At 69.7% G+C, this 21,561-nt stretch carries 18 protein-coding genes and 1 pseudogene; 6 read left to right on the top strand and 13 right to left on the bottom strand.

The window, feature by feature from the left end; all coding sequences use genetic code 11:
- Nucleotide 1: 1 nt before the first annotated feature.
- Complete coding sequence (gene glgX / locus H483_RS25520) at nt 2-2,146, bottom strand: glycogen debranching protein GlgX (protein ID WP_017836120.1); 2,145 nt, start codon at nt 2,144-2,146, stop codon at nt 2-4.
- 56 nt (nt 2,147-2,202) lie between these two features.
- Entirely contained in the window at nt 2,203-4,362 is a 2,160-nt protein-coding gene (locus H483_RS25515; protein WP_017836119.1) for an acyltransferase family protein, read from the bottom strand.
- A 160-nt stretch (nt 4,363-4,522) separates the two neighbouring features.
- On the opposite strand from H483_RS25515, the gene H483_RS25510 reads away from it, so the two are divergent.
- Nucleotides 4,523-5,146, top strand: coding sequence for a hypothetical protein (locus tag H483_RS25510; RefSeq protein ID WP_193746850.1), 624 nt, complete (start codon nt 4,523-4,525; stop codon nt 5,144-5,146).
- A 3-nt stretch (nt 5,147-5,149) separates the two neighbouring features.
- On the opposite strand, the gene H483_RS25505 is transcribed toward H483_RS25510, so the two are convergent.
- Nucleotides 5,150-5,869 carry an NUDIX domain-containing protein gene (locus H483_RS25505; RefSeq protein ID WP_017836117.1) on the bottom strand — a complete coding sequence of 240 codons (720 nt, stop codon included), beginning with the start codon at nt 5,867-5,869 and terminating at the stop codon, nt 5,150-5,152.
- A gap of 72 nt (nt 5,870-5,941) precedes the next feature.
- Here H483_RS25505 and nadA point away from each other — a divergent pair, with 72 nt between their 5' ends.
- The 3 genes from nadA (at nt 5,942) to H483_RS25490 (ending at nt 8,567) form a co-directional block, all read left to right on the top strand.
- Nucleotides 5,942-7,027, top strand: coding sequence for a quinolinate synthase NadA (gene nadA / locus H483_RS25500; RefSeq protein ID WP_017836116.1), 1,086 nt, complete (start codon nt 5,942-5,944; stop codon nt 7,025-7,027).
- Between the two features lie 26 nt (nt 7,028-7,053).
- Entirely contained in the window at nt 7,054-7,977 is a 924-nt protein-coding gene (gene nadC / locus H483_RS25495; RefSeq protein WP_017836115.1) for a carboxylating nicotinate-nucleotide diphosphorylase, read from the top strand.
- Between the two features lie 65 nt (nt 7,978-8,042).
- Nucleotides 8,043-8,567, top strand: coding sequence for a hypothetical protein (locus H483_RS25490; RefSeq protein WP_042329165.1), 525 nt, complete (start codon nt 8,043-8,045; stop codon nt 8,565-8,567).
- A gap of 25 nt (nt 8,568-8,592) precedes the next feature.
- On the opposite strand, the gene H483_RS25485 is transcribed toward H483_RS25490, so the two are convergent.
- The 4 genes from H483_RS25485 to H483_RS25470 all read right to left on the bottom strand — a co-directional run bounded on the left by H483_RS25485 (nt 8,593) and on the right by H483_RS25470 (nt 12,082).
- Nucleotides 8,593-9,156 carry a hypothetical protein gene (locus H483_RS25485; RefSeq protein ID WP_017836113.1) on the bottom strand — a complete coding sequence of 188 codons (564 nt, stop codon included), beginning with the start codon at nt 9,154-9,156 and terminating at the stop codon, nt 8,593-8,595.
- Between the two features lie 76 nt (nt 9,157-9,232).
- A complete protein-coding gene (locus H483_RS25480; protein ID WP_017836112.1) occupies nt 9,233-10,126 on the bottom strand; it encodes an NAD(P)H-hydrate dehydratase in 894 nt (297 codons plus the stop codon).
- The gene (locus H483_RS25475) at nt 10,123-10,860 is read right to left on the bottom strand and encodes a histidine phosphatase family protein (protein ID WP_017836111.1); all 738 of its coding nucleotides are present in this window, start codon (nt 10,858-10,860) and stop codon (nt 10,123-10,125) included. The genes H483_RS25480 and H483_RS25475 overlap by 4 nt, the downstream gene beginning before the upstream one ends.
- Nucleotides 10,861-10,900: 40 nt before the next feature.
- Nucleotides 10,901-12,082 carry a zinc-dependent alcohol dehydrogenase gene (locus H483_RS25470; RefSeq protein ID WP_017836110.1) on the bottom strand — a complete coding sequence of 394 codons (1,182 nt, stop codon included), beginning with the start codon at nt 12,080-12,082 and terminating at the stop codon, nt 10,901-10,903.
- Between the two features lie 104 nt (nt 12,083-12,186).
- Here H483_RS25470 and H483_RS25465 point away from each other — a divergent pair, with 104 nt between their 5' ends.
- Nucleotides 12,187-13,671, top strand: coding sequence for an NAD(P)/FAD-dependent oxidoreductase (locus H483_RS25465; RefSeq protein ID WP_017836109.1), 1,485 nt, complete (start codon nt 12,187-12,189; stop codon nt 13,669-13,671).
- A 45-nt stretch (nt 13,672-13,716) separates the two neighbouring features.
- Here H483_RS25465 and H483_RS25460 read toward each other — a convergent pair whose 3' ends face one another.
- Entirely contained in the window at nt 13,717-14,862 is a 1,146-nt protein-coding gene (locus H483_RS25460; RefSeq protein ID WP_017836108.1) for an alkaline phosphatase family protein, read from the bottom strand.
- 176 nt (nt 14,863-15,038) lie between these two features.
- Here H483_RS25460 and H483_RS25455 point away from each other — a divergent pair, with 176 nt between their 5' ends.
- Nucleotides 15,039-15,608, top strand: a complete 570-nt coding sequence (locus H483_RS25455) for a hypothetical protein (protein ID WP_017836107.1) — start codon at nt 15,039-15,041, stop codon at nt 15,606-15,608.
- A 26-nt stretch (nt 15,609-15,634) separates the two neighbouring features.
- Here the strand turns inward: H483_RS25455 and H483_RS25450 are convergent, their stop codons facing one another.
- From H483_RS25450 to H483_RS25435, 5 genes and pseudogenes are all read right to left on the bottom strand, one after another.
- Entirely contained in the window at nt 15,635-16,021 is a 387-nt protein-coding gene (locus H483_RS25450) for an MmcQ/YjbR family DNA-binding protein (RefSeq protein ID WP_017836106.1), read from the bottom strand.
- A gap of 10 nt (nt 16,022-16,031) precedes the next feature.
- On the bottom strand, nt 16,032-17,660 hold the full coding sequence (locus H483_RS39860; RefSeq protein WP_202959098.1) for an IucA/IucC family siderophore biosynthesis protein: 1,629 nt from the start codon (nt 17,658-17,660) through the stop codon (nt 16,032-16,034).
- Nucleotides 17,661-18,141: 481 nt separating this feature from the next.
- Nucleotides 18,142-18,432 (bottom strand): annotated as a pseudogene (locus tag H483_RS40010) (GNAT family N-acetyltransferase); the annotation flags it as partial.
- Between the two features lie 125 nt (nt 18,433-18,557).
- Nucleotides 18,558-20,012: a lysine N(6)-hydroxylase/L-ornithine N(5)-oxygenase family protein gene (locus H483_RS25440; RefSeq protein ID WP_017836104.1), complete on the bottom strand. Its 1,455-nt coding sequence runs from the start codon at nt 20,010-20,012 to the stop codon at nt 18,558-18,560.
- Nucleotides 20,009-21,499, bottom strand: coding sequence for a pyridoxal-dependent decarboxylase (locus H483_RS25435; RefSeq protein WP_017836103.1), 1,491 nt, complete (start codon nt 21,497-21,499; stop codon nt 20,009-20,011). Before H483_RS25435 ends, H483_RS25440 begins: the two co-directional genes overlap by 4 nt.
- Nucleotides 21,500-21,561 lie beyond the last annotated feature (62 nt).

The following is a 21,561-nucleotide window of genomic DNA, read 5'->3' as shown; positions in this document are numbered from 1 at the left end:
ATCAGGAGACCTTGCGCAGGACGATCGTGCCGCGATCGGCCACCGTGATCGACTCGTCCGACCCCAGCTCACCGGTGCGCTCCTCGAGGTGGTCCGCCGTGTCCAGGACGACCTCCCACGACTGTGCGTACTCGGGCCCCAGCAACGAGAACTCGATGGGCTCGTGGTGGGCGTTGAACAGCAGGAGGAACGAGTCGTCCACGATGCGCTGGCCGCGCTCGTCGGGTTCGTGGATGCCCTCGCCGTTGAGATAGACGGCCAGGGACTTGCCGAAACCGGAATCCCAGTCCTTGTGGGTCATCTCCGAGCCGTCGGGACTGAACCAGCCGATGTCCTGGGGGTCCTCGTCGTCCCGCAACACCGTGCCGAAGAACCTCCGCCGACGGAAGACGGGATGGTCCCTCCGCAGTCGGACGAGGGTGCGGGTGAACTCGAGGAGGCTCTCCTTGCCCTCGTCGAGTTCCCAATTCATCCAGGCGATCTCATTGTCCTGGCAGTAGACGTTGTTGTTGCCGCCCTGCGTGCGGGCGATCTCGTCCCCGTGCGCGATCATCGGCGTGCCCTGCGACAGGATGAGGGTGGCCAGCATGTTGCGTCGCTGCCGGTGCCGCAGGCGCAGCACCTCAGGGTCGTCGGTGGGGCCCTCGACCCCGCAGTTCCAGGAGCGGTTGTGGCTCTCGCCGTCGTTACCGTCCTCGCCGTTGGCGTCGTTGTGCTTCTCGTTGTAGGAGACGAGGTCGTTGAGGGTGAAGCCGTCGTGGGCGGTGACGAAGTTGATCGACGCGGTGGGGCGGCGGCCGGTGTTCTCGTACAGGTCCGAGGAGCCGGTCAGTCGGGAGGCGAACTCCCCGAGAGTGGCGGGCTCTCCCCGCCAGAAGTCGCGGACGGTGTCGCGGAACTGGCCGTTCCATTCGGTCCACAGTGGCGGGAAGTTGCCCACCTGGTAGCCGCCCTCGCCCACGTCCCACGGTTCCGCGATGAGCTTGACCTGGCTGACCACCGGGTCCTGTTGGACCAGATCGAAGAACGACGACAACCGGTCGACGTCGTGCAGCCCTCTGGCCAGGGCTGAGGCGAGATCGAACCGGAAACCGTCGACGTGCATGTCCAGGACCCAGTACCGCAGCGAGTCCATGATCAGCTGCAGGGAGTGCGGGTGCCGGACGTTGAGCGTGTTACCGGTGCCGGTGTAGTCCATGTAGTGCTGCTCGTCGCCCTCGACGAGTCGGTAATAGGCCTGGTTGTCGATACCGCGGAACCCCATCGTGGGCCCCATGTGGTTGCCCTCCGCCGTGTGGTTGTAGACCACGTCCAGGATCACCTCGATGTTGGCGTCGTGGAACGCCTTGACCATCGCCTTGAATTCGCTCACCGCGTCCCCGGGCTTCGCGGCGAACGCGTACTCGTTGTGCGGGGCCAGGAACCCGAAGCTGTTGTACCCCCAGTAGTTGCGGAGCCCCATGTCGATGAGGCGCTGGTCCTGCATGAACTGATGGACCGGCATCAGTTCGATCGCCGTGACCCCGAGGTCGGTGAGGTAGTCGATGATCGCCGGGTGGGTCATGCCGGCGTAGGTGCCGCGCATCTCGGCGGGGATGTCCGGGTGGGTGGCGGTCATGCCCTTGACGTGGGCCTCGTAGATCACGGTGTTGTGGTACTCGTGCCGGGGGGCGCGGTCGTTCCCCCAGTCGAAGTAGGGGTTGATCACGACGGTGGTCATGGTGTGGCCGAGGGAGTTCTCGGTGTTGCGCTTGGTCGGGTCGTCCAGGTCGTAACTGTGCAGGCTCGGGTGGCCGTCGAACTCGCCGTCGAAGGCCTTGCCGTACGGGTCCAACAGCAATTTCGAGGGGTCACACCGCAACCCGTTCTCGGGTTCGTACGGTCCGTGGACGCGGAATCCGTAGCGCTGACCCGGGGTGACACCGAAGAGGTAGCAGTGCCAGATGTGGCCGTCGACCTCGGTCAGCTCGACGCAGGTCTCACGGCCGTCCCGGTCGATCAAACACAGGTCGACACGCTCGGCCACCTCCGAGAACAGAGAGAAATTGGTGCCGGTCCCGTCGTACGTGGCGCCGAGGGGGAAGGCGCTACCGGGCCAGGCACGAATGAGCTCTGGGGCGGACTGCTGCGTGTCGTCGTTGGTCACAACGCCCAACAGTAGTGGTTATCCGGACTCGTGCCGATGTACCGGGCCCCCGACGCTCACCACCAGCCGGTCGCGGGCCCCATCTGCCGGGCGAGCTCGCCTGACGCGGACCGTACCCACGATCCCGAGAGGTGGTGGGAGTCGTGGTAGACGATGACGTTGCCCACCACGACGGGGCAGTTCCCCGCGTCGCACAGGCCGTCGGTGAGGTCGATGAGTCGGACCGAGTCGATCCCGGCACCGGCGAGCGCCGCCGGGTTGATGGGCGCGATGGACCGCTCCCTGGGCATCCCGCACTCCTCGGGGGTGCCGCCGTCTCCCAGGCAGTCCCCGGCCCGGATCGGGCCGCGTCCCTGGTTGAGCCACGGGGTGTCACGGATGGCGATCACGCCGATGCCCTGCTCGTCGAGCGCCCGCCACAGGTCGACGTACTGGCGTGGGGTGACATCCGGGCCCACGACCCCCACCGGTCGGGTGGCGGTGGTGAACACGAAGTCCGGTGCCAGGCCGACGAGCGCGGCCAGCGCGGCGGGCGTCCATTCGGCGCAGCTCTCGTACAGCAACTCGTCGCTGTCGGACACCGAGGCGTCCAGGGTCAACGGGCAGCCCATCTTGAGCAGCGTCACCACTCGGAAACCGTAGTGGCGGCCGACCTCGTCGAGGCCGCTGATCCAGTGTTCGGCATGCGAGCCGCCGACCAGCGCGATGGTGCGGGGTGCGGTCACGTCGCCGTACACGCACATCTCGACTTCCGAGGACTCGAAGTTGGAGATGCAGCCGTCGAGGGTGCTCATGGGCAGGTCGTTGCCCACCTGCAGCAGGGAGGGGACGTAGCCGGCGTCCTCGGGGACCGGGACGCCGTCGAAGAACGCGCGGGCCCCGGGGTGGTCCGGGTCGGTGAGTGAATCGACGTACGGCACCGCCGAGCGAGAGGTCGAGGTGACCGTCCACCACCCGACTGCGCTGAGGCTGGCCACGGCGGACACCACGACGAGGGCGGTGGCCCGCACGAAGCGCCGCTGGTCCCGCTCGGAGCGACCGGACCCCTTGCGGAGCGAGTCGCGCTTCTGGGCCGCGGGCGTGGTCCGGCTCCGCGCCCGGCTGGCCATCCGCAGGGGTCGCTCGATGTACTTCTCGGTCAGCAGGGCCAGCACCACCGAGGCGGCGACGATCACCGACCCCGACACCAGCGTGATCTCGGCCTGGCGGTCGTAGGACAGCCAGAGGATGAGGATCGGCCAGTGCCACAAGTAGAGGGAGTACGAGATGTCGCCCAGCCGTCGGAACGCCCGCCCGGACAGCAGCCAGGTGACCGGGTCCCTCCGCGGCGTCGCACGCTCACCGTCGGGGAGGTTGCCGCCGAGGATGATCAGCAGCGCGCCGCCGATCGGATACCAGGCCAGGGGGCCGGGGAAGTAGGCGGCACCGTCGAAGAAGAAGCCCGTGCTCACGACCATGAACAGGCCGGCGGCCGTGGTGAGCATGCGCAGCGGCCACGGAAGGACCACCCCGGCCAACACGATGGCCACCAGACCGCCGACGAGCAGCTCCCACATCCGGGCGCCGGTGTCGTAGTAGTTCCAGGGTTGGTTGACCGTCTGCCCGTACGCGGACCACCAGACCGAGGCGACGGTGCCCGCGAGCACCACCCCGAGCAGCATCCATTTGGGAGTCCCGCGTTTCACGACGAGTCGCCACACCGCGGTCAGGCCCAGGACGACGGCCAGGGCCACCAGATAGAACTGGCCCTGGACCGACATCGACCACAGGTGCTGCAGCGGCGAGATGGTGGCGTCGGCTGCCGCGTAGTCCTGGGAGGTGAGCGCGAGTTCCCAGTTCTGATAGTAGAACAGCGAGGCGACGGTCTGTTCGAAGATCGCCGACCACTGGGTCGGGGGTTTGATGAGGATGGTCCCCACCACGGTCGCCGCAACCGTGACCACGAGCGCCGGATACAGGCGCCGGACCAGCCGCTTCAGGTGGGGAAGTGGATTGAGGGGGGTACCCGGGAGGCCGGCGCCGCGCAGGAGTGATCCCAGGAAGAAGAACCCGGACAGGGTGAGGAACACGTCCACGCCGCCGGAGACACGCCCCATCCAGATGTGGAACACCACGACCAGTGCGATGGCCAGGCCACGCAGACCGTCGATGTCGTGCCGGTAGGCCATCTTCCGGCGCCGGCGGCGAGCCGGCGGGTTCGGAGTGCTGGTGGCCACTGGCGGGTACTTCCTGACGAGTCGTCCGGGCTGTGCTGGCGCCCCGGCCCTGCGAGCGCGCGCACCGAAAACCGTGGTGGCGCCGCGTCAGAGCGTGGTGGAACCGGGTCCGATTACACCACAGACGGTTCACCCCGCCCGCGTTGGTACAGTCCGGCGCATGCTGAGCTCACCGCCGTGGCGCGCCGTGGGGACCCTCGTGGGAGTCGTCGGCCCGGCCGTCGTCGCGCTGCTGGTGTGGGTCGTGGCCGCCCCCCGCTCGGAGTTGCTCTCGGTCGGCGGGGGGAGGGGAGTGCGGCTCCCGGAGTCCGGAGCGGACGGCGGGAGCCAGCTCCTGATGCTCATCGTCCTGCTGGGGGCCGCCGTGGTGTGCGCGGTCCTGTCCCTGTGGCACCGCCACCCGGGGTTGCGTCGCCCATGGGGCGTCCCCGTCCTCATGCTGCTGCCCGGACTGACGTGCTCGGTCACCGCGGCCGCGGCCTCACCGGTGGCCGCGCTCCTGGCCCCGACCGCGGAGAACGCCCCGTACGGAACGGCGGTGGCGCAGCCGCCCACGGCGGGGGCGTTGTTCTTCGACCGCATGATCTACGGGACCACGGGGCCGTCGTGGGACTGGTTTCCGCCGGGCGCCGGGTGGCTGGCCTTCGGTGCGATGATCGCGGCCTTCACCGTGGCGACGCTGGCCCACGTCAGCCACTCGCCGGAGCTGCGGGACGACGGGGAGCGCGCGGACGGTCCGGACGGGGTGCCCCCGGAGTCGGTGTCCACTGACCGTCAGGACTGAGTCTCATCCGCGAGCCTCGGCGAGGGCGTCGACCGGTGGACGGAGAGTCGCGAACTGGTCGGTGATCCGCAGTCTGCGCTCGGCGAATCGGTACAGCGCGGCGGGTCGACCGCCCGAGGGGCCCGGCGGTGCGCTTCGTCCGCAGCGCACCAGTTCGCCCCGCCTGGTGAGGATCCTCTGGAGGTTCGTGGGATCGACCGGGTGGCCGAGGGCAGCGGCGTAGTGCTGGGCCAGCGTGGAGAGGGTGAACTCCTCCGGTGCGAGCGCGAAGCCCAGCGTGGAATAGGAGAGTTTGGCGGCGAGTCGGGCCCGGGCACGGGCGACGATCTCCGCGTGATCGAAGACGGTGTCGGGAAGATCGTCCACCCGGAACCACGCGGTGTCGTCGGGGATGTCCGGGTCGGCGTCACTGGGGAGAACACCGAGGAATCCTGAGGCGAAGACCCGCCGACCGGGAATCCGCGACGGGTCGGAGAACTCCGCGACGGATTCCAGGTGGCTCAACGAGCGCACGTCCACCTTCTCTGCGAGCTGGCGGGTGGCGGAGGTGGCCAGGTCCTCGTCGTCCCCGACCTCGCCGCCGGGCAGCGCCCACCGCCCGGCCGCGGGGCCGAGCGTGTGCTGCCACAGCATCACGTGCAGGGCGTGGGAGGTGGGGTGGGCGACCCGGCGGACCTGACCCACGACGACGAGCACCTCGTGACCGGTGTTACACTTGGGCATGTTTTCGATTGTAAGTCGAAAACAAGGCCGGTGACGTACCGGTCTGCAGAACCGACCCGGGAGGGGGCAGCGATGAGCACTGCCACAGGACACGGCACCACGGTCGCGCCGCGGCCGGAGAGCACCGTCGGCGGACTGGAGTCGCCGCTGGCCGCCGGGATCCGTCACGACGGCGCGGTGTACACAGGCATAGAGCCCGACGCCCGGTGGGCCTCTGAGATCCGCCGTCTCGCCGCCGAGCGCGACGCGGTGATCCTCGCGCACAACTACGAGGTCCCCGCCATCCAGGACATCGCCCACCACGTCGGGGATTCGCTGGCCCTGTCGCGGATCGCGGCGGAGGCCGAACAGTCGACCATCGTCTTCTGTGGGGTCCACTTCATGGCGGAGACCGCCAAGATCCTCTCTCCGGACAAGACGGTCCTCATCCCCGACGAGGCCGCGGGCTGCTCGCTGGCCGACTCCATCACCGCCGAGCAACTGGCGGAGTGGAAGGCCGAGCACCCCGACGCGGTGGTGGTCTCCTACGTCAACACCACCGCCGCGGTGAAGGCGCTCACCGACATCTGCTGCACCAGCTCCAACGCGGTCGACGTGGTCGAGTCGATCGACCCGGTTCGCGACGTCCTGTTCCTGCCCGACCAGTTCCTCGGCGCACACGTCCGGCGCAAGACGGGCCGTGACAACGTCTTCGTGTGGGCCGGAGAATGTCACGTCCACGCCGCCATCAACGGCGACCAGCTCGCCGCCAAATCGGAGGCGCACCCGGGCGCCGAGCTCTTCGTCCACCCCGAGTGCGGCTGCGCGACGAGCGCGCTGCACCTGGCCACCGAGGGTGCGGTCCCGGCTGATCAGGTCAAGATCCTGTCCACCGGCGGGATGGTCGATGCCGCCCGCGCCTCGGGCTCCCGCGAGGTCCTGGTGGCCACCGAGATCGGGATGATCCACCAGCTGCGCAAGGCCGCCCCGGAGATCGACTTTCTCCCCGTCAACGAGCAGGCCAGCTGCCCCTACATGAAGATGATCACCCCGGCCGCGCTGCTGCGCGCGCTCGTCGAGGGTGCGGACGAGGTACACGTCGATCCCGCCACGGCCGAGGCCGCGCGGGGGTCGGTCGAGCGGATGATCGCGATCGGCAACCCGGGATCCGGGGAGTGACCGGCGGGGGAGAGGGTGGGGTAACCGTGGGCGCGACCTCGTCGGCCTCCGGTGGCGACGACGACGACCTGCTCGACCCCGACACCCGGGCCGACGCCCTCATCGCGATTCGTCGCGCCCTCGAGGAGGACCTGCGGTACGGCCCGGATGCCACCTCGCTGGCCACCGTCCCGGCGGACGCCCGGGCCACGGCCCGTCTCGCGACCCGGTCCGACGGGGTGGTGGCCGGGTTGCCGCTGATCGAACTGGTCCTCACCGAGGTGCTCGGCCCCGGTGGTGACGGCTCCGTCGGAGGCGGCGCCGACTTCTCGGTGACGCTCCACGCCCGGGACGGGGACCGCGTGTCGGCCGGTGACGTGGTGGCCGAGATCGCTGCGCCGACCCGCGGTCTGCTCACCGCCGAACGGACCCTTCTCAACCTCGTGTGCCACCTCTCCGGGGTGGCGACCGCGACCCGTGCCTGGGTCGACCGGCTCGAGGGCACCGGATGCGCCGTCCGCGACACCCGCAAGACCATGCCCGGTATGCGCCTGCTGCAGAAGTACGCGGTGCGATGCGGTGGCGGGGTCAACCACAGGCTCGGCCTCGGCGACGCCGTCCTGGTCAAGGACAATCACGTGGTGGCCGCCGGTGGGGTCCTGCCCGCCCTGGCGGCCGTCCGCGAGCGGTTCCCGGACCTGCCCTGCGAGGTCGAGGTGGATTCCCTGGAGCAACTCGACCAGATGCTCGCGGTGGGAGTGGACCTGGTCCTGCTGGACAACTTCCCGGTCTGGCAGACGCAGATGGCGGTCCAGCGTCGGAACGCGATCTCACCCCGGACCCGGCTGGAGTCGAGCGGCGGTCTGGGTCTGGATGTCGCTGCCGACTACGCGGGCTGCGGCGTCGACTTCCTCGCCGTCGGCGGACTCACCCACTCCGTGGCGGTGCTGGACCTCGGTCTGGACATGTGAGGTCCGCCCCCCCCGGCCGATCTGGTGCGGTGAAGACCGCCGGGACCCGCGTAAAGTTCGTTGTCATGACGGGCTTCTGGGATACGAGCGAGAAGAGCACGCCGGCGGAACGCCGGCAGCAGCGGATGGCGGAGGCCCGCCGGCGCGTGGAGTCGGGAGAGAACACCTCGCCCCCGCCCCAGCGCCCCGCCGCCGGCCCTCCCACCCGGAGCCGTTCGGCTCGGTCGTCCCGGCCGGCGACCGTGGATCCGCTCTCGGTGACCGGGGCCCAGTTCGCCGTCTGGCGCAGTGTGCAGCATTTCTGCGCCACCGATTCGCTCCCCGACGCCCGCGGGACCGACCTGGACCTGCTGGTCGCCTGGTCGGATTCAATCCAGCCGTTCCGGCTGCGTCAGCGGATCGTGGCGCGCCTCGACTCGCAGGGAGCCTGGGTGCCGGTCTGTTACGCCAAGGACGGCGCCCGCGAATCCATCACCCAGGCACAGGCCGACCGCTACCGCGAGGCCAGGCTCGGCGAGGCCACCCTCTCCGGGGGCGCGCAGAAGGCACTCAGGGAGACCGACCACCCGGAGTCGACGACCTCCCTCTGATCCGACCTCCCTCTGACGGCGACGGTCAGCCGGCGGCCAGGGCGAATCGTCGACCCTCCGGCTGCGGTCCGCTACTGAGGACCAGCTCGTCAGCACCCGATTCCCGGCCGGCGGGACCGGTGGTCTCCGTGGTGGCGGTGACCTCGTCGGCGCCGGGGACCGAGTCTGCCGCGGTCTGCTCTCCAGGCAGGGTATCGGCCTCGGCGTCGCCGGGGTGCTCGGCCACCGCGACGATCATCCCCTCGCGTTCCAGATCGATGAGCGCGGTGCGCGCGGCTCTCGCGTATCGCAGGTGTCGCATCGCGGGGGTGTCGGTGGCGGGGCCGGCAGGGTCCACGTCCGCCACCCGCAGTGGCTCACCGGAGGGGGCCTCGTAGGCCTCGCAGACCGATTCGACGATCTCGTCGATATTCAGGCTGTCCCACTCCCCGAGTTTGTCCACGACGATCATCCGGGCACGGTGCAGGGTGTCGGCATCCGGAACGGTGGCGTCGTCGATGGCGGAACGGATCTTCTCGGCACGGGTCTCGTCGGCACGGGTCTCGTCGGCATGGGTTCTGTCGGCACGGTTCTTGTCGGTGGAACTCATACCCCGAGACTGCCAGTCCCTGCGCCGGGGCGCAGCCGGTCGCGCCCGTGGCCGGTGCGCGACGGTGGACGTATGCTCAGGACGAGAGCTCAGCCATGACGTGGGGGATCTCCGACAACAGCTCTCTGGCCAGAAATCCGGTGGGACCGACCCGCACCGCGAGCCGTTCACCGGCGCGGCCGTGGGCGAAGGTGGCCCACGCGGCGGCCTGAGCGGGATCCGCCCCACGAGCGAGCAGCCCGGTGATGACTCCGGCCTTGACGTCACCCGAGCCGGACACCCCGAGCCCGGGAGTGCCCGATTCGTCACGCCAGAGACCGCCCTCGGGTGACGCGATCCACGACGTGGCCGCCCCGGAGACCACCACTGCCCGGGTGCGCCGGGCGAGGTCGGTGACGCTCCGGGGGGTGTCGGCCGCGACGTCGGACTCGGGGACGTCGAGAGTCCTGGCCAGTTCCCGGGTGTTGGGGGTGAGAACACAGCGACCCCCGAGGTGGGCGACCCCGTCCGGGTTCGCGGTCAGGTACGCCAGGGCGAGAGCGTCGAGGACCAGCGTGCAGTCGAGATCGGGGACCACTCGGCGGAGCAGTTCCCCGGCGACGTCGACGTTGCCGAGACCGGGGCCGAGGACCACAGCGGCGCACCCCTGCGCCAGCTCGGCGACCGTCTCCGCGCCGTCCGGCGACAGTTCTCCCTCCTCGTCCTCGGGGAGCCCCACCGCCATCGATTCCGGGATCTGCAGTGCCAGCCCCGGAGCCACGGAGGATGCCGTCGCGATCTGGAGTTTGCCCGCCCCGGCGCGCAGCGCGGCCTCCGCCGCGAGGAGCACCCCGCCCGGCGTGGTGCGACCGCCTCCCACGATGAGCACCCGGCCGCGGCTCTCCTTGTCGCCGTCCGGCGTGGGAAGCGCCCAGCCCCGCAGGCGATGGGAGGTGAGCACGACCGTCTCGCCCTCCGGGCCGGCGGTCACCGGCCGTCCTCGTCGGCCGCGGAACCCTCGCGGGTGGTGGGGGCCTCGGCCCGCTCTACGGCCGTGGTGTCGGCATACCGCTCGAGGCGCAGTGAACCGTCGCCGTGCCGGTAGGTCGTCACCGAGCAGTTGGGCAGGGGGGCCTCGCGGTCGACGTGGAGGATGTCCTGTTCGGCCATGTGTTCCAACGCGACCCGGAACCCCATGATCACCGCCTGGTGGCTGAAGATGCACAGCCGCTGCCCGGCGTACTGCTGCCGCAGGTCGGTGAGGAGGTAGCGCACGCGTAGGACCACGTCCGTCCAGCTCTCCCCACCCGGTGGCCGGTAGTAGAACTTGCCGATCCGGTCGCGCCGCTCCGCCTCCTCCGGAAAGCGGTCACGGATACCGTGCCCGGTGAACCCGTCGAGGATCCCCAGGTCCCTTTCACGCAGCCGCTCGTCGGTGAGGAGGGTTGCGTCCAGGCGGGCGGCTTCCAACGCGGCGGCGGCCGTGTCCGCCGCCCGCCGGTACGGGGAGGTCAGCCACACCGTCGGCCGGTGCTCGTCCGGTAGTGCGGACAACCACGTGCCGACCGCCGACGCCTGGGTGAGCCCGGTCTCCGACAGCGGGGTGTCGGCGTCCCGGTAGTCCAGATCGAGGCGGTGCGCCCCGGCGGCGCGGGCCTCGTCGTCGGCGATGTTCCCCACGCTCTGGCCGTGGCGGACGAGTAGGAGGCGGGCGAGTTCCGTCATGCCCGGAACCTACCCGTCCGCCCCCCGACGGGCCCCGGGCTCACGGGGTGAGGACGATCTTGACGGCCCCGTCCTGCTTCTTCTGGAAGATCTCGTAGGCGTGGGGGGCGTCCGCGAGGGGGAGCCGGTGGGTGGCGAAGTCCTCCACTCCCAGCGGGTCGTCGTCGCTGAGCAGCGGCATGATGTCCGGCACCCAACGCTTGACGTTGGCCTGCCCCATCGTGAGCGTGAGCTGCTTGTCGAACATCGTCAGCATCGGCAACGGGTCGGCGGTGCCGCCGTACACGCCGGACAGGGAGATGGTCCCGCCCCGGCGCGCGATGTCGATGGCGGAGTAGAAGGCGGCGAGTCGGTCCACACCCGAGTTCTCCATCATCTTCTTGCCGAGGAACTTGGGCAGCATCCCCACGGTCGCGTGGGCCGCGGTGGCGACGGGGGATCCGTGCGCCTCCATGCCCACCGCGTCGATCACCGAATCCGGCCCGCGCCCGTCGGTCATATCGCGGATCACGTCGCCCAGCTCTCCGGGGACGCCGGTGGGGTCGAGGACCTCGACTCCCCGGTGCGCCTGGCGGGCCCGCCGTTCGGCGACCGGGTCCACTCCGATGACGCGGTGTCCGCGGTGGGAGGCGATCCGGGCGGCCATGTCGCCGATCGGTCCGAGCCCGAGCACGACGACGGTCCCGCCGTCGGGGATCTTCGCGTACTCGACCGCCTGCCACGCCGTCGGCAGGACGTCGGAGAGGTACAGGTACCGGTCGTCGGAGTGCTCGTGCGGCACCTTGATGGTCGTGTTCTGGGCCTGTGGCACCCGCAGGTACTCGGCCTGGCCGCCCGAGACGCTGCCGTACAGCTCCGAGTAGCCGAACAATGCCGCTCCCATCCCCTGGTCACGGACCTGGGTGGTCTCGCACTGGGTGTTGAGGCCCTTGTCGCACATGTAGCAGTGGCCGCACGAGATCTGGAACGGCATCACCACCCGGTCACCGGGGGAGAGATCGGTGAGTCCCGACCCCACCTCCTCGACGATGCCCATCGGCTCGTGGCCGAGGATGTCGCCCTCGTTCATGAACGGCCCGAGCACCTCGTACAGGTGCAGATCGGACCCGCATATGTTCGTACTGGTGATCCTGACGATCGCGTCGGTGGGTTCCTCGATCCTGGGATCGGGTACCTCATCCACGCGAACATCGCGCTTGCCGTGCCAGGTGACCGCCTTCATGTCAGGCTCCTCTCGCTGGTCGTGTCATGCGCGCTCACGCATATCGCCGACGCTACGAGGCCTGGCGAACCCTCGCATCCGGTCGCCGGAGCCTGTAGACCTGAGTGGTGACCGGTCTGCGACAACCCCGCGTGGTGATCATCGGCGCGGGAATCGCTGGAATCGCCGCCGCGCACACGTTCCGACAGGCCGGGCTGATCGATGTGGTGATCTGCGAAAAGGGCACCGACGTCGGCGGGGTGTGGCACTGGAACCGCTACCCGGGCCTGACCTGCGACGTCCCCTCGCAGCTCTATCAGTTCGGCTTCGCGCCGAAAGCTGACTGGTCGCACGTCTGGGCATCCGGTGAGGAGATCCGGCTCTACCACCGGGACGTGGTGGAGCGGTGCGGACTGGACGGGTGGTTGCGGCTCGGGACCGAGGTGACGGATGCGGTGTACGACGACGAGTCCGCCACCTGGACCCTCACCACCGCGGCAGGGGAGTCTCTCCTCGCGGACTTCGTGGTGTGTGCGACCGGGGTGCTCCACCACCCCCATGTGCCCGATATCGACGGACTCGACTCCTTCGCCGGCCCGGTCGTGCACACCGCCCGCTGGGACCCGGAGCTCGAGACCGGTGGATCGCGGGTCGCGGTGATCGGTTCCGGATCCACGGGGGTGCAGATCGTCTCCGCGCTTCAGCCGGAGGCTTCGCGTGTACTGCACTTCACCCGCTCCCCGCAGTGGATCCTCTGGGCGCCGATGGGCGTCCGCCAACCCGAGCTGTTCACCGCCCTGCTCCGCCGGATGCCGGGACTGCAGCGGGGTCTGTACGCGGCCGCACTGTGGGCGTCGGGGATTCTGGCGGACGTGGTGCTCAAGCCGACCTGGCGTCGCCGGGCGGTGCAGGCCTACGCGCGGTCGAGTCTCCGCCGGCAGGTGCGCGAGCCTCGGCTCCGCGCGGAGCTGACCCCCGATGACGAGCCGCTGTGCAAGCGGCAGGTCGTCTCGGGCACCTACTACGGTGCCATCACCGCCCCCAACGCCCAGCTGGTCACTAGTCCGATCACCGAGATCACGCCCGCCGGCATACGTACCGATGACGGCGCCCACCACGAAGTCGACGTGATCATCCTGGCCACCGGTTTTCGCACCCACGAGTACATGCGCCCCATGCGGATCACCGGCCGCGACGGACTGAGTCTCGATGAGGCCTGGGCGACCGGCCCGCGTGCGTACCGGATGACCGCGATCCCGGGTTTCCCCAATCTCTTCACCGTTCTCGGTCCCAACTCGCCGACCGGGTCGATCTCACTGCAGTACTCGGCGGAACTCACCTCGCGATACGTCGCGCAGTGGATCGAGTGGTGGAGACTCGGTCAGTTCGACGCCGTCGAGGTGACCGACCAGGCGACCGAGGAGTTCGCCCGTGCGGTGCGGGACGCGATGGGGCCGACGGTGTGGAACACCGGGTGCACATCCTGGTACCAGACCGCCGGCGGTGAGATCGATCTGTGGCCCTTCGACCGGAAGCGGATGGAGGAGATGCTCAACCGGCCCGATGGTCGGGACTTCCAGATGATTCGCGTGGACTCCGGCAGACCATGACCTCCGACCTGCGGGGGCTGGTCACCTGCCGACCTGGCCAACGGCTCACCGCAGTACGAGCGGGATGTGTTGCTCGGCCGCGGTGTTCGCGCCGTGGTGGCCGAGGAGACTCGACTCCATCTTCTCGTGGTGGGAGCGAGCGAGGATCACACCGCCGGTCGCGATCGCGATGACGTCGCCGAGTCGCTCGGCGTGATCCCGGCCCGGACCGAACAGCTCCTCGTCGAGTGCCTGCTCCCGGCTCACCACGCGGGCGTGGCCCCCCAGTTCGGCACTCCAAGCAGACTGGACCGCGGGTCCCGACCCGGCCCGGGCGTAGAGGTGCCGCACCCTGGCCTCGCCGGCGACGGCGTCGACGTCCGCGAGGAGCGCCGGGGTGGAATCGATATCGATGACGGTGTCGGCCGCGACCATCCCGTGGTCGGCCGTCACGACCATCCTGCAGTCGGGGGGCAGATCAGTCGCCAGGTCGGCGACGAAGGCGTCCACGTCGTGAAGGGACCGACGCCACTCGGCCGAGCCCGGACCGTGGATGTGCCCGATGAGGTCCAGGTCGCCGAAGTAGGAGTAGACGAACCGCCGGGAGTGCGACGATCCGGAGACGGCGCCCAGCACCGCCTCGCGGATCTCCTCCAGTGAGATCGCCGGCCGATAGTCGCCGTCGGCGCGGAATGCGGCGCGGGTGAGTCCGGAGTGCCGGAAGTCCTCCCGCATGACGTAGGTGACGTCGACACCGTCCTGCGCGAGCAGCTCCAGCAGGCTCGGCAGTACCTGCACCTCGCGCGGAGGGAATCGGTCCAGCGCGGACGGCCCCTCTGCTGAACCCGTGGTCCACCGCAGGGAGTTGAACACGGTGGGAGTGTCGGCGCCCTCGTCCGGGAGCGTGAAACTGTAGCCGATGATGCCGTGGCGTGAACACGGTGCGCCCACCGCGAGGCTGGTCAGGCTCGTGGCCGTGGTGGCGGGGAATCCGGCGGAGATCATGCGTGTGGTCATCGCCGCGAGGGTGGGGGCGACGTCGGCGTGCTCCCGTATGAGTTCGGCGCCCAGACCGTCGACCAGGACCAACACAGCATCCCGCGTGGGCGGCAGCTGTAGGGGGTTGCGGACGTCCACCCCCAGCGAGGAGGCGATCGACGGCATCACGTCGGCCAGTGAGTGGGCGGCGGCGCGTGTCGGGATCCCGGTCATGGCTCCACTCTCCCTCATCCGGCCGGAGTGCGGTGGGGACCGGCGCCGAGCGGGTTCGCGTCATCGGCGCGTGTGGGCCGTGGCGTAACACCGCCCCGCTCCCGGCGGATATGTGATGGACTCGTTATTCATCCATCCGCCGAGGGCCGCGCGCCCCGTCATGCTCGGAGATCATCGTGACCAGATCCATCGCCTGCGCCGGAGCGCTGGCCGCCGCACTTCTCGTCTTCTCGACCGGCGCCGCCACAGCCCAGAGCGCGGACGGCCTGTCTTCGGGCGCCCTCGACTCGGCGTCACTGTCCGGATCCGCCGGAACGGACACCGACGGGGACACCGGCGGTCTCGGCTCGGCCGGCGAGCTGCTTCCGGCCTCCGTCACCGGGTCTCTGCCCGGGTACACCTCCGGCCCGGTCGGTTCGGTCGCGAGCGCCGCCTGTGCGGTCGGCACCGTGGCCGGTGCGGCTGCCAACCTCGCGGGCATACCGTTGCCGCCCATCGGGGTCGTGTGCATGGTCGTCAAGCCCGTCGCGGAGTCCGTGGACTTCCTGAGCCGTGGGGATGTCCCGGGGTCGGTCGGGGCCGTCATCGAGGGGGTCCCGGTGGTGGGTGGCTCGCTGGCCGGCTCCGTCAGCACGGACTCGGCCGTCGATGCCGTGGAGGGTTCACTGGGTGAGGAGCGACTCGGGTCGATCTCCGGATCCTCGGTGTCGCCTGAACCGACGCCCGAGGTCTCTGCGGAGAACTGACGACCACCCGGGGTGGCCGGACCGGATCAGCGTTGACCGCGTCCGAATGCGTGCGGCTCGACCGGTCGTTGCTCGCGGGGGAGTCCGGCCACCACGAGCCGGTACGACTCCGTGACCAGTTCCTCGATCATGTCGGGGCCGAGTCCTCCGCCCGGGTGCAATGAGATCCAGTGCTTCTTGTCCATGTGGTAGCCGGGCGTGATGTCGGGATGCGCCTCACGGAGGGCGAGGCCGTCCGGTGGAAACGCCTTGAGCACCACCAGCGGTTCGTCGTCGACCACGGTGAGGAACATGAACATCGTGCCCCGGACCTTGTAGACGTCCACGTCGGGCCCGAACGGGAACTCCAGAGTGGTCGCAGGCAGTTCGCGCGCTCGCAGCGCCGCACACTTCTGGAGTTCCCGCCCGTTCATCCCAGTGACGCTACGACACGCTGCGGACTCCGTCATCGGTAAGAGCGTTCCGCACCCCTTTTTCTCGGCCGACGTGTTCGGAACGCCCTTCGCGACTCGTGCGATCCTCGGGCCGTTCCGCGGCATCTGACGGGGCCGGTGCGAGTGGATCGACCGCGAGGGGATTGTCGAGGGTGCCCGCGAACTGCAACGAGCCCGCCTGGTCGGTCAGGTCCACCATCTGCCGGGTGTCGCGCAGTTGCAGGCGGTTGAGGCACGAGTGTCGGAACCGTGGGGAGAAGACCGCCTGCCATATGGCGGACTCGACTCCATCGCCATCGCCGTCAGGGGCGGCGACGTCCCCGCCACCGTCGACCAGTGCCAGCAGACACCGGCGCGTCTCCTCCCAGAACTCCGATGCCGGCAGGACACCGGCCTCGTCGCAGATCGCGGCCAGGTGGCGCAGCACCCCGTCCATGACGTCGGTGTGGATGCTCAGCGCAGCCGTCTCGGCATCCACGACGTGCCGGATCCTCTCGATCCCCGCGGGGAGCGGACGGTCGGTCACCACGGCCACCTCCTCGCCGATGTCCTTGAACAGCACACGCCGAGGGAGGTGGTCCGGTCCGATCACCACGATCACGTTCTCCCCGTGGGGCATGAACACCAGCCCGTGGGCGAGCAGGCAGCGGGCGACCGGCAGGACGTAGGCGTCGAGTAGCGCGCGGAGCCAGGCGCGGGCCTGCGCCCCGGAGCGTTCGAGATGTTCGACGACGAGGGGTCGGCCGTGCAGGTCGACGTGCAGGAGTGATGCCAGCGTGAAAGCCCGCTCGCCGTCCGAGAGTCGCGGTACCGGGCTCTCGCGCCACAAGGCGGCGATCATCTTGGTGTGCGGACCCTCCTCCGAGACGCCGGATGCGGCTGCGCGGTGGTAGGCGTCGCCGGTGTACCCCACCGCGGCGATCTCGCGCAGGATCCCGAAGTCGAGAGACCGTAGCACGGGGTCGTCGGCCACCAGGCCGGCCACCCAGTCGTTGACCGCCGGGGTGTCACGCATGTAACGCGGAGACAGTCCGCGCGTGAACCCCATGTTCTGCACCGCCAGTGCCGTCTTGACGTACCCGCGCTCGGGCCGGCTCACGTCGAAGAAGGTGCGCACGGACTGCTGCGCGCGGTAATCGCTGCGGGACTCACCCAGGTGGACGAGGTCACGTCGTGCCAGGTCGGGGCCGAACGCGACCGAGATCTTGTGTTCCCACTGCCACGGGTGGACGGGGAGGAGGCGGTACTCCTCTGGGGCGAGGCCCAGCTCGCGGAGCCGTGCGTCGCACCGGTCGAGATCCTCACGGCCGAATTCGCGGAGATAGTGCTCGCGCTCCTCCAGGCCGGACACGGTGGCGAGGTGGCTACGATCGCGGCGGGCGGCCAGCCAGACCAGCTTCACCGTCGTGAGGGCCTCCGGTGTGTAGCGGTGCCGGTCGGTCAACCCCAGGCCGATGCGTCCGTTGTTGGCCACGAAACCGGGGTGCCCCTCGGTCATCGCGGCCTCGACCTCCTGCAGGTCCGCCGTGGCGAGTTCCTGAGCCGGCCGGTCGCGGTGGTGCAGGCAGAACGCGGCGGAGCCGAGGGTGGCCGCGATCTCCTCCAGATAGATACCCACCAACGACCCGGGGATCCCGAGCACAGGGGCGAACGCGGTGACGAGGGCCTGGGCGTCGGGCTCGGCCGGCTCCCCCCCCGGCCTCCCGCCGTAGCGACCCCTCGTCCACCACCCAGTGCTCGAGTGGCAGGACCCGCGCGCGGAAAGTCCAGGTCTCTGACCCCGCGCGCACCTCGTACACATCAGGCTCCGCCGTGGCCCGCGGTGAGAGCAGCCGCTCGTGGGAGAACTCGGCCAGCGCCTTGGCGCACAGGTGACGGTGCGCCCGCCGCATCGCGTGGCCGGAGAGGTGCGCGTGAGGTGCCGCGGCGTGTGAGGGAGAGGACGACGACACGGACCGGGTGGTCCGGCCGATCTCGGAGCCCCGGAAATCGTCGGCGTCACAGAAGGAGAGCAGAGCGGTCTTGTCCGGCAGGCGGAGCGGACCGTCCTCCCGGAATCCCGCGCGGGCGTTGAGCCGGTGGACGGCGGTGTTGTCCATGTCCGGTTCCACCACCACACGCCGGGCACCGAGCGGCCCGAAGGCGGCTTCGCAGATGGCGCCGATCACGGCGGCGGTGGTGCCCGGGACGGGGGTCCGCGACGGGGCGACCAGCAGGTGCATGCCCAGGTCCCCGGGTTCATGGGGGTACCTACCATCGAGCTCGACCGCGGCCGGGTCGTAGAACACCGCCAGACCCGCCCGCAGTCCGTCGATATGCGCCATGTGGACCTGCCGGTGCGGGCTCGCCTGCCAGTCGTGGAAGAACTCCGAGATCTGCCCGAGCGTCATGTGTCGCATGCCCCAGTAGGCCGATCCGGGGTGGGAAAGCCACGCGTGGAGGGTCCCGATGGTGTCGGGGTCCGTGGGCAGGCTCGAGAGCGAGACGAGTCCGGCGGGCGTACTGACGGTGTGGGTCATCGGGTCTCCTGGGCCTGCTGGTCGGTGGGGGTGTGTCGTTCGGCGGGCGCGTCGGCCGGGGGTCCGAACCGCTGGAACGCGATACGTGATTCGACCGGGTAGACCTCGCGACCGGTGACGGACCGCAGGATGATGCTGTTGCGCATCGCCCCCATCCCGAGGTCAGGCGCGCTCAGGCCGTGGGTGTGCTCCTCGGCGTTCTGCACGTGGATCCGCCGGTGGGCGAGGTCGATGGTGTGGTCCCGCGCCACCCGGTATCGGCGGGGCCGACCCGCGCGGGTCTGATCGGGGCCGGGGTCCTCCCAGTCGATCTCCGCGGCGATCCCGTCGAGGAACCGCGGAGTGGTGGGTGAGTACCCGGTAGACATGACCAGCCCCTCCGTCTGGTGCCCCCAGGTCCGCCCGGTGTCGGTGCACCGCAGGTCAAGACTGATGTGCGACTCGGCGGTGGTGGCGCCGTCCAGGGCGGTCGCGGCCACCAACAACCCGGTGTCCAGTCCGTGGGCGGACCGGCGGTAGAGCAGGTCGTGGATCTGGTTGATCAACTCGGCGTCGATTCCCTTGTAGAGGGAACGTTGGTCACGGAGCATACGGTCACGAGTCCCGGCGTCGAGCCCGTGGAAGTGGTCGATGTACTCCGGGGAGGTCATCTCCAACGTGAGCTTGGTGTATTCCATGGGGAAGAACCTCGGGGAGCGGGTGATCCAGTCCACGCGGGGTCCGGAGTCCCCCGACGTGGCCAGCAGGTCGTGGTAGATCTCGGCAGCGGACTGGCCGCTGCCCACGACCGTCACGGAGTCCAGCTCGAGCAGTTCCCCGCGCCGGTGCAGATAGTCGGCGGCGTGCAGTGCCACCCGTCGGCCGGTGCACCTCGAACCGCCGACGAGGGAGGTCGTGTCGACCGGTGACCACGGTGTGGTGCCGATACCGAGCACCAGGTGCCGCGTGCGGTAGGTCTCGGTGCCGTCGGAGGTGATCGCGGTGATCCTGTAGACGGGTCCGTCCTCGTCCGCGGCCTGACCCTCGACCTGGTACTCGCGGGAGCTCCCGGCCTCGACGCCGCCGTCGTCCGCCGTCTCGCGCCGGACGTCGACCACCTCCCTGCCCCACCGGAGCCCACTGACCTGTTCGGAGGCCCAGCGACAGTAGGCGTCGTATTCAGCGCGCAGCGGTTGGAAGTTCTCGCGGATGTAGAACGGGTACAACCGCCCGATCTGTTTGAGATACGACAGGAACGAGTACGGCGAGGTGGGATCGGCCAGCGTCACCAGATCGGCGAGAAAGGGGACCTGGATCGTCGCGTCGTCGAACATGAGTCCGTGGTGCCATGCGAAGCCCTCGCGGGCGTCGAGGAAGACGGCGTCGACCCCCAGCGGCTCGGCAAGGCACGCCAGTCCGAGGTTGAACGGACCGATACCCACCCCCAGTACGTCGTGGATCTTCTCGCTCATGACAACACCCCCGCGGACGTGGCCTGCCGCATCCCGTCGGCCAGGTACCGAGCGGCCGCCCGGACGTCGGCGAGGACGGCGGTCACGTCGCGGTCCGACAACTCGGGGTCCAGGACGGTGAACTTGAGGCAGGGCCTGCCGTCCACCACCGTCGCCGCGACCACCGAGCGTCCCTCGGCGAACAGCGCGTCCCTGACGGGACGGACCAGGGCGTCGGCCTCGTCGGGGTCGCACCCCTCGGGTCGCGGGCGGAACAACACGGTCGACAGGGCCGGGCGGCGGACGAGCTCGAAATCGTCATCGGAGTCGATGGTCCGACCGATGCGCCGGGCCACGTCGATCGCCTCGTCGAGCATGCGGCCGATCCCGTCGGCGCCGAGGACACGCAGCGTCATCCAGAGTTTGAGGGCGTCGAAGCGGCGGGTGGTCTGCAATGACTTGTCCACCGCGTGGTCGTCGCCGTCGGCGGGGTTGAGGTAGTCGGCGCTCACCGTGGAGTGGCGGAAGCCGGAGCCGTCGCGGAGGAGCAGCGCGGACGCGGCGACCGGCAGGAAGAAGGTCTTGTGGAAGTCGACGGTCACCGAGTCCGCCGACCCGATCCCGTCGAGTAGATCGCGACGGGTGGGTGAGACCAGGAGCCCCCCGCCGTACGCGGCGTCCACGTGCAGCCAGACGTCATGACGGCGACAGACCTCTCCCACGGCGCGCAGCGGATCGATCGCGCCGTGATCGGTGGTGCCGGCCAGGACGACGACCGCGGCGACCTCCTCGCCGGCATCGGCGACGGACGACAGAGCCCGGTCCAGGGTGGCGGGATCCATGCGGTCTCCCTCGCCGGGAAGGGTGATCACCGCGTCCGGGTCCAGACCCAGCAGCCGCGCGGACTTGACCACACTGAGGTGGGCGTGTTCGCCCGTGACGATCCTCAACCGGGACAACCGCACGCCACGGTCGCCGGGTGCGGTCCCCGCGGGGCCGGGGCGTGAGAGGCGATCCTCCCGCGCGGTGAACAGTGCCTGGAGGTTGGACTGCGAGCCACCGGTCGTGAACACGCCGTCGGGCGTGAGGTGATCCGGCCGGTCGAAGTCGATCAGGTCGGCGACCCAGTCGATGAGTTTCTGTTCGATGAGACACGCAGAGGTGCCCTGGTCCCAGGTCTCCACCGCGGTGTTGACCGACGTGGCCAGGGTCTCAGCGGCCAGTGACGGGATGGTGATCGGGCAGTTGAGATGAGAGAGGTACCGAGGATGGTGGTAGCCGACGGCGTGATCGAGGTAGAGCCCGCGCACCTCCAGCAGGGCCTTGTCGAGCGTCCCCAGGGGCGTCGACAGGTCCACCGCCTCGGTGAGGGATGCGAGGTGGGCGGGAGAGGCCGGCGAGCGCGGAGTGGTTCGACCGCCGAGGAACCTTCCCACCTCGGCGGTCGCCGCGGCCACAGCGGCGGCATGGTCCTTCCGGGTCCGCTGACTCAACAGATGTTCGTTCACGGGCGCTCCGACCGATCGGGGATATGGGTACCGGCGAACCGTAGGAGGCTAGGCTTACCTAA

Origin of the sequence: Dietzia sp. UCD-THP (genome assembly GCF_000349585.1) — a bacterium.
In the GTDB taxonomy this organism is placed as follows: domain Bacteria; phylum Actinomycetota; class Actinomycetes; order Mycobacteriales; family Mycobacteriaceae; genus Dietzia; species Dietzia natronolimnaea_A.
Note: the sequence above shows the minus strand (reverse complement) of the source record. Positions and strands in the feature narration are given on the sequence as shown.

Excerpts from the sequence above, each read along its gene's own strand:
- H483_RS25440 (WP_017836104.1), bottom strand. The coding sequence starts at position 20,012 with ATGAGCGAGAAGATCCACGACGTACTGGGGGTGGGTATCGGTCCGTTC.
- H483_RS25470 (WP_017836110.1), bottom strand. The coding sequence starts at position 12,082 with ATGAAGGCGGTCACCTGGCACGGCAAGCGCGATGTTCGCGTGGATGAG.
- H483_RS25475 (WP_017836111.1), bottom strand. The coding sequence starts at position 10,860 with ATGACGGAACTCGCCCGCCTCCTACTCGTCCGCCACGGCCAGAGCGTG.
- H483_RS25460 (WP_017836108.1), bottom strand. The coding sequence starts at position 14,862 with ATGACCGGGATCCCGACACGCGCCGCCGCCCACTCACTGGCCGACGTG.
- H483_RS25490 (WP_042329165.1), top strand. The coding sequence starts at position 8,043 with ATGACGGGCTTCTGGGATACGAGCGAGAAGAGCACGCCGGCGGAACGC.
- H483_RS25510 (WP_193746850.1), top strand. The coding sequence starts at position 4,523 with ATGCTGAGCTCACCGCCGTGGCGCGCCGTGGGGACCCTCGTGGGAGTC.
- H483_RS25485 (WP_017836113.1), bottom strand. The coding sequence starts at position 9,156 with ATGAGTTCCACCGACAAGAACCGTGCCGACAGAACCCATGCCGACGAG.
- H483_RS25505 (WP_017836117.1), bottom strand. The coding sequence starts at position 5,869 with ATGCCCAAGTGTAACACCGGTCACGAGGTGCTCGTCGTCGTGGGTCAG.
- H483_RS25450 (WP_017836106.1), bottom strand. The coding sequence starts at position 16,021 with ATGAACGGGCGGGAACTCCAGAAGTGTGCGGCGCTGCGAGCGCGCGAA.
- nadA (WP_017836116.1), top strand. The coding sequence starts at position 5,942 with ATGAGCACTGCCACAGGACACGGCACCACGGTCGCGCCGCGGCCGGAG.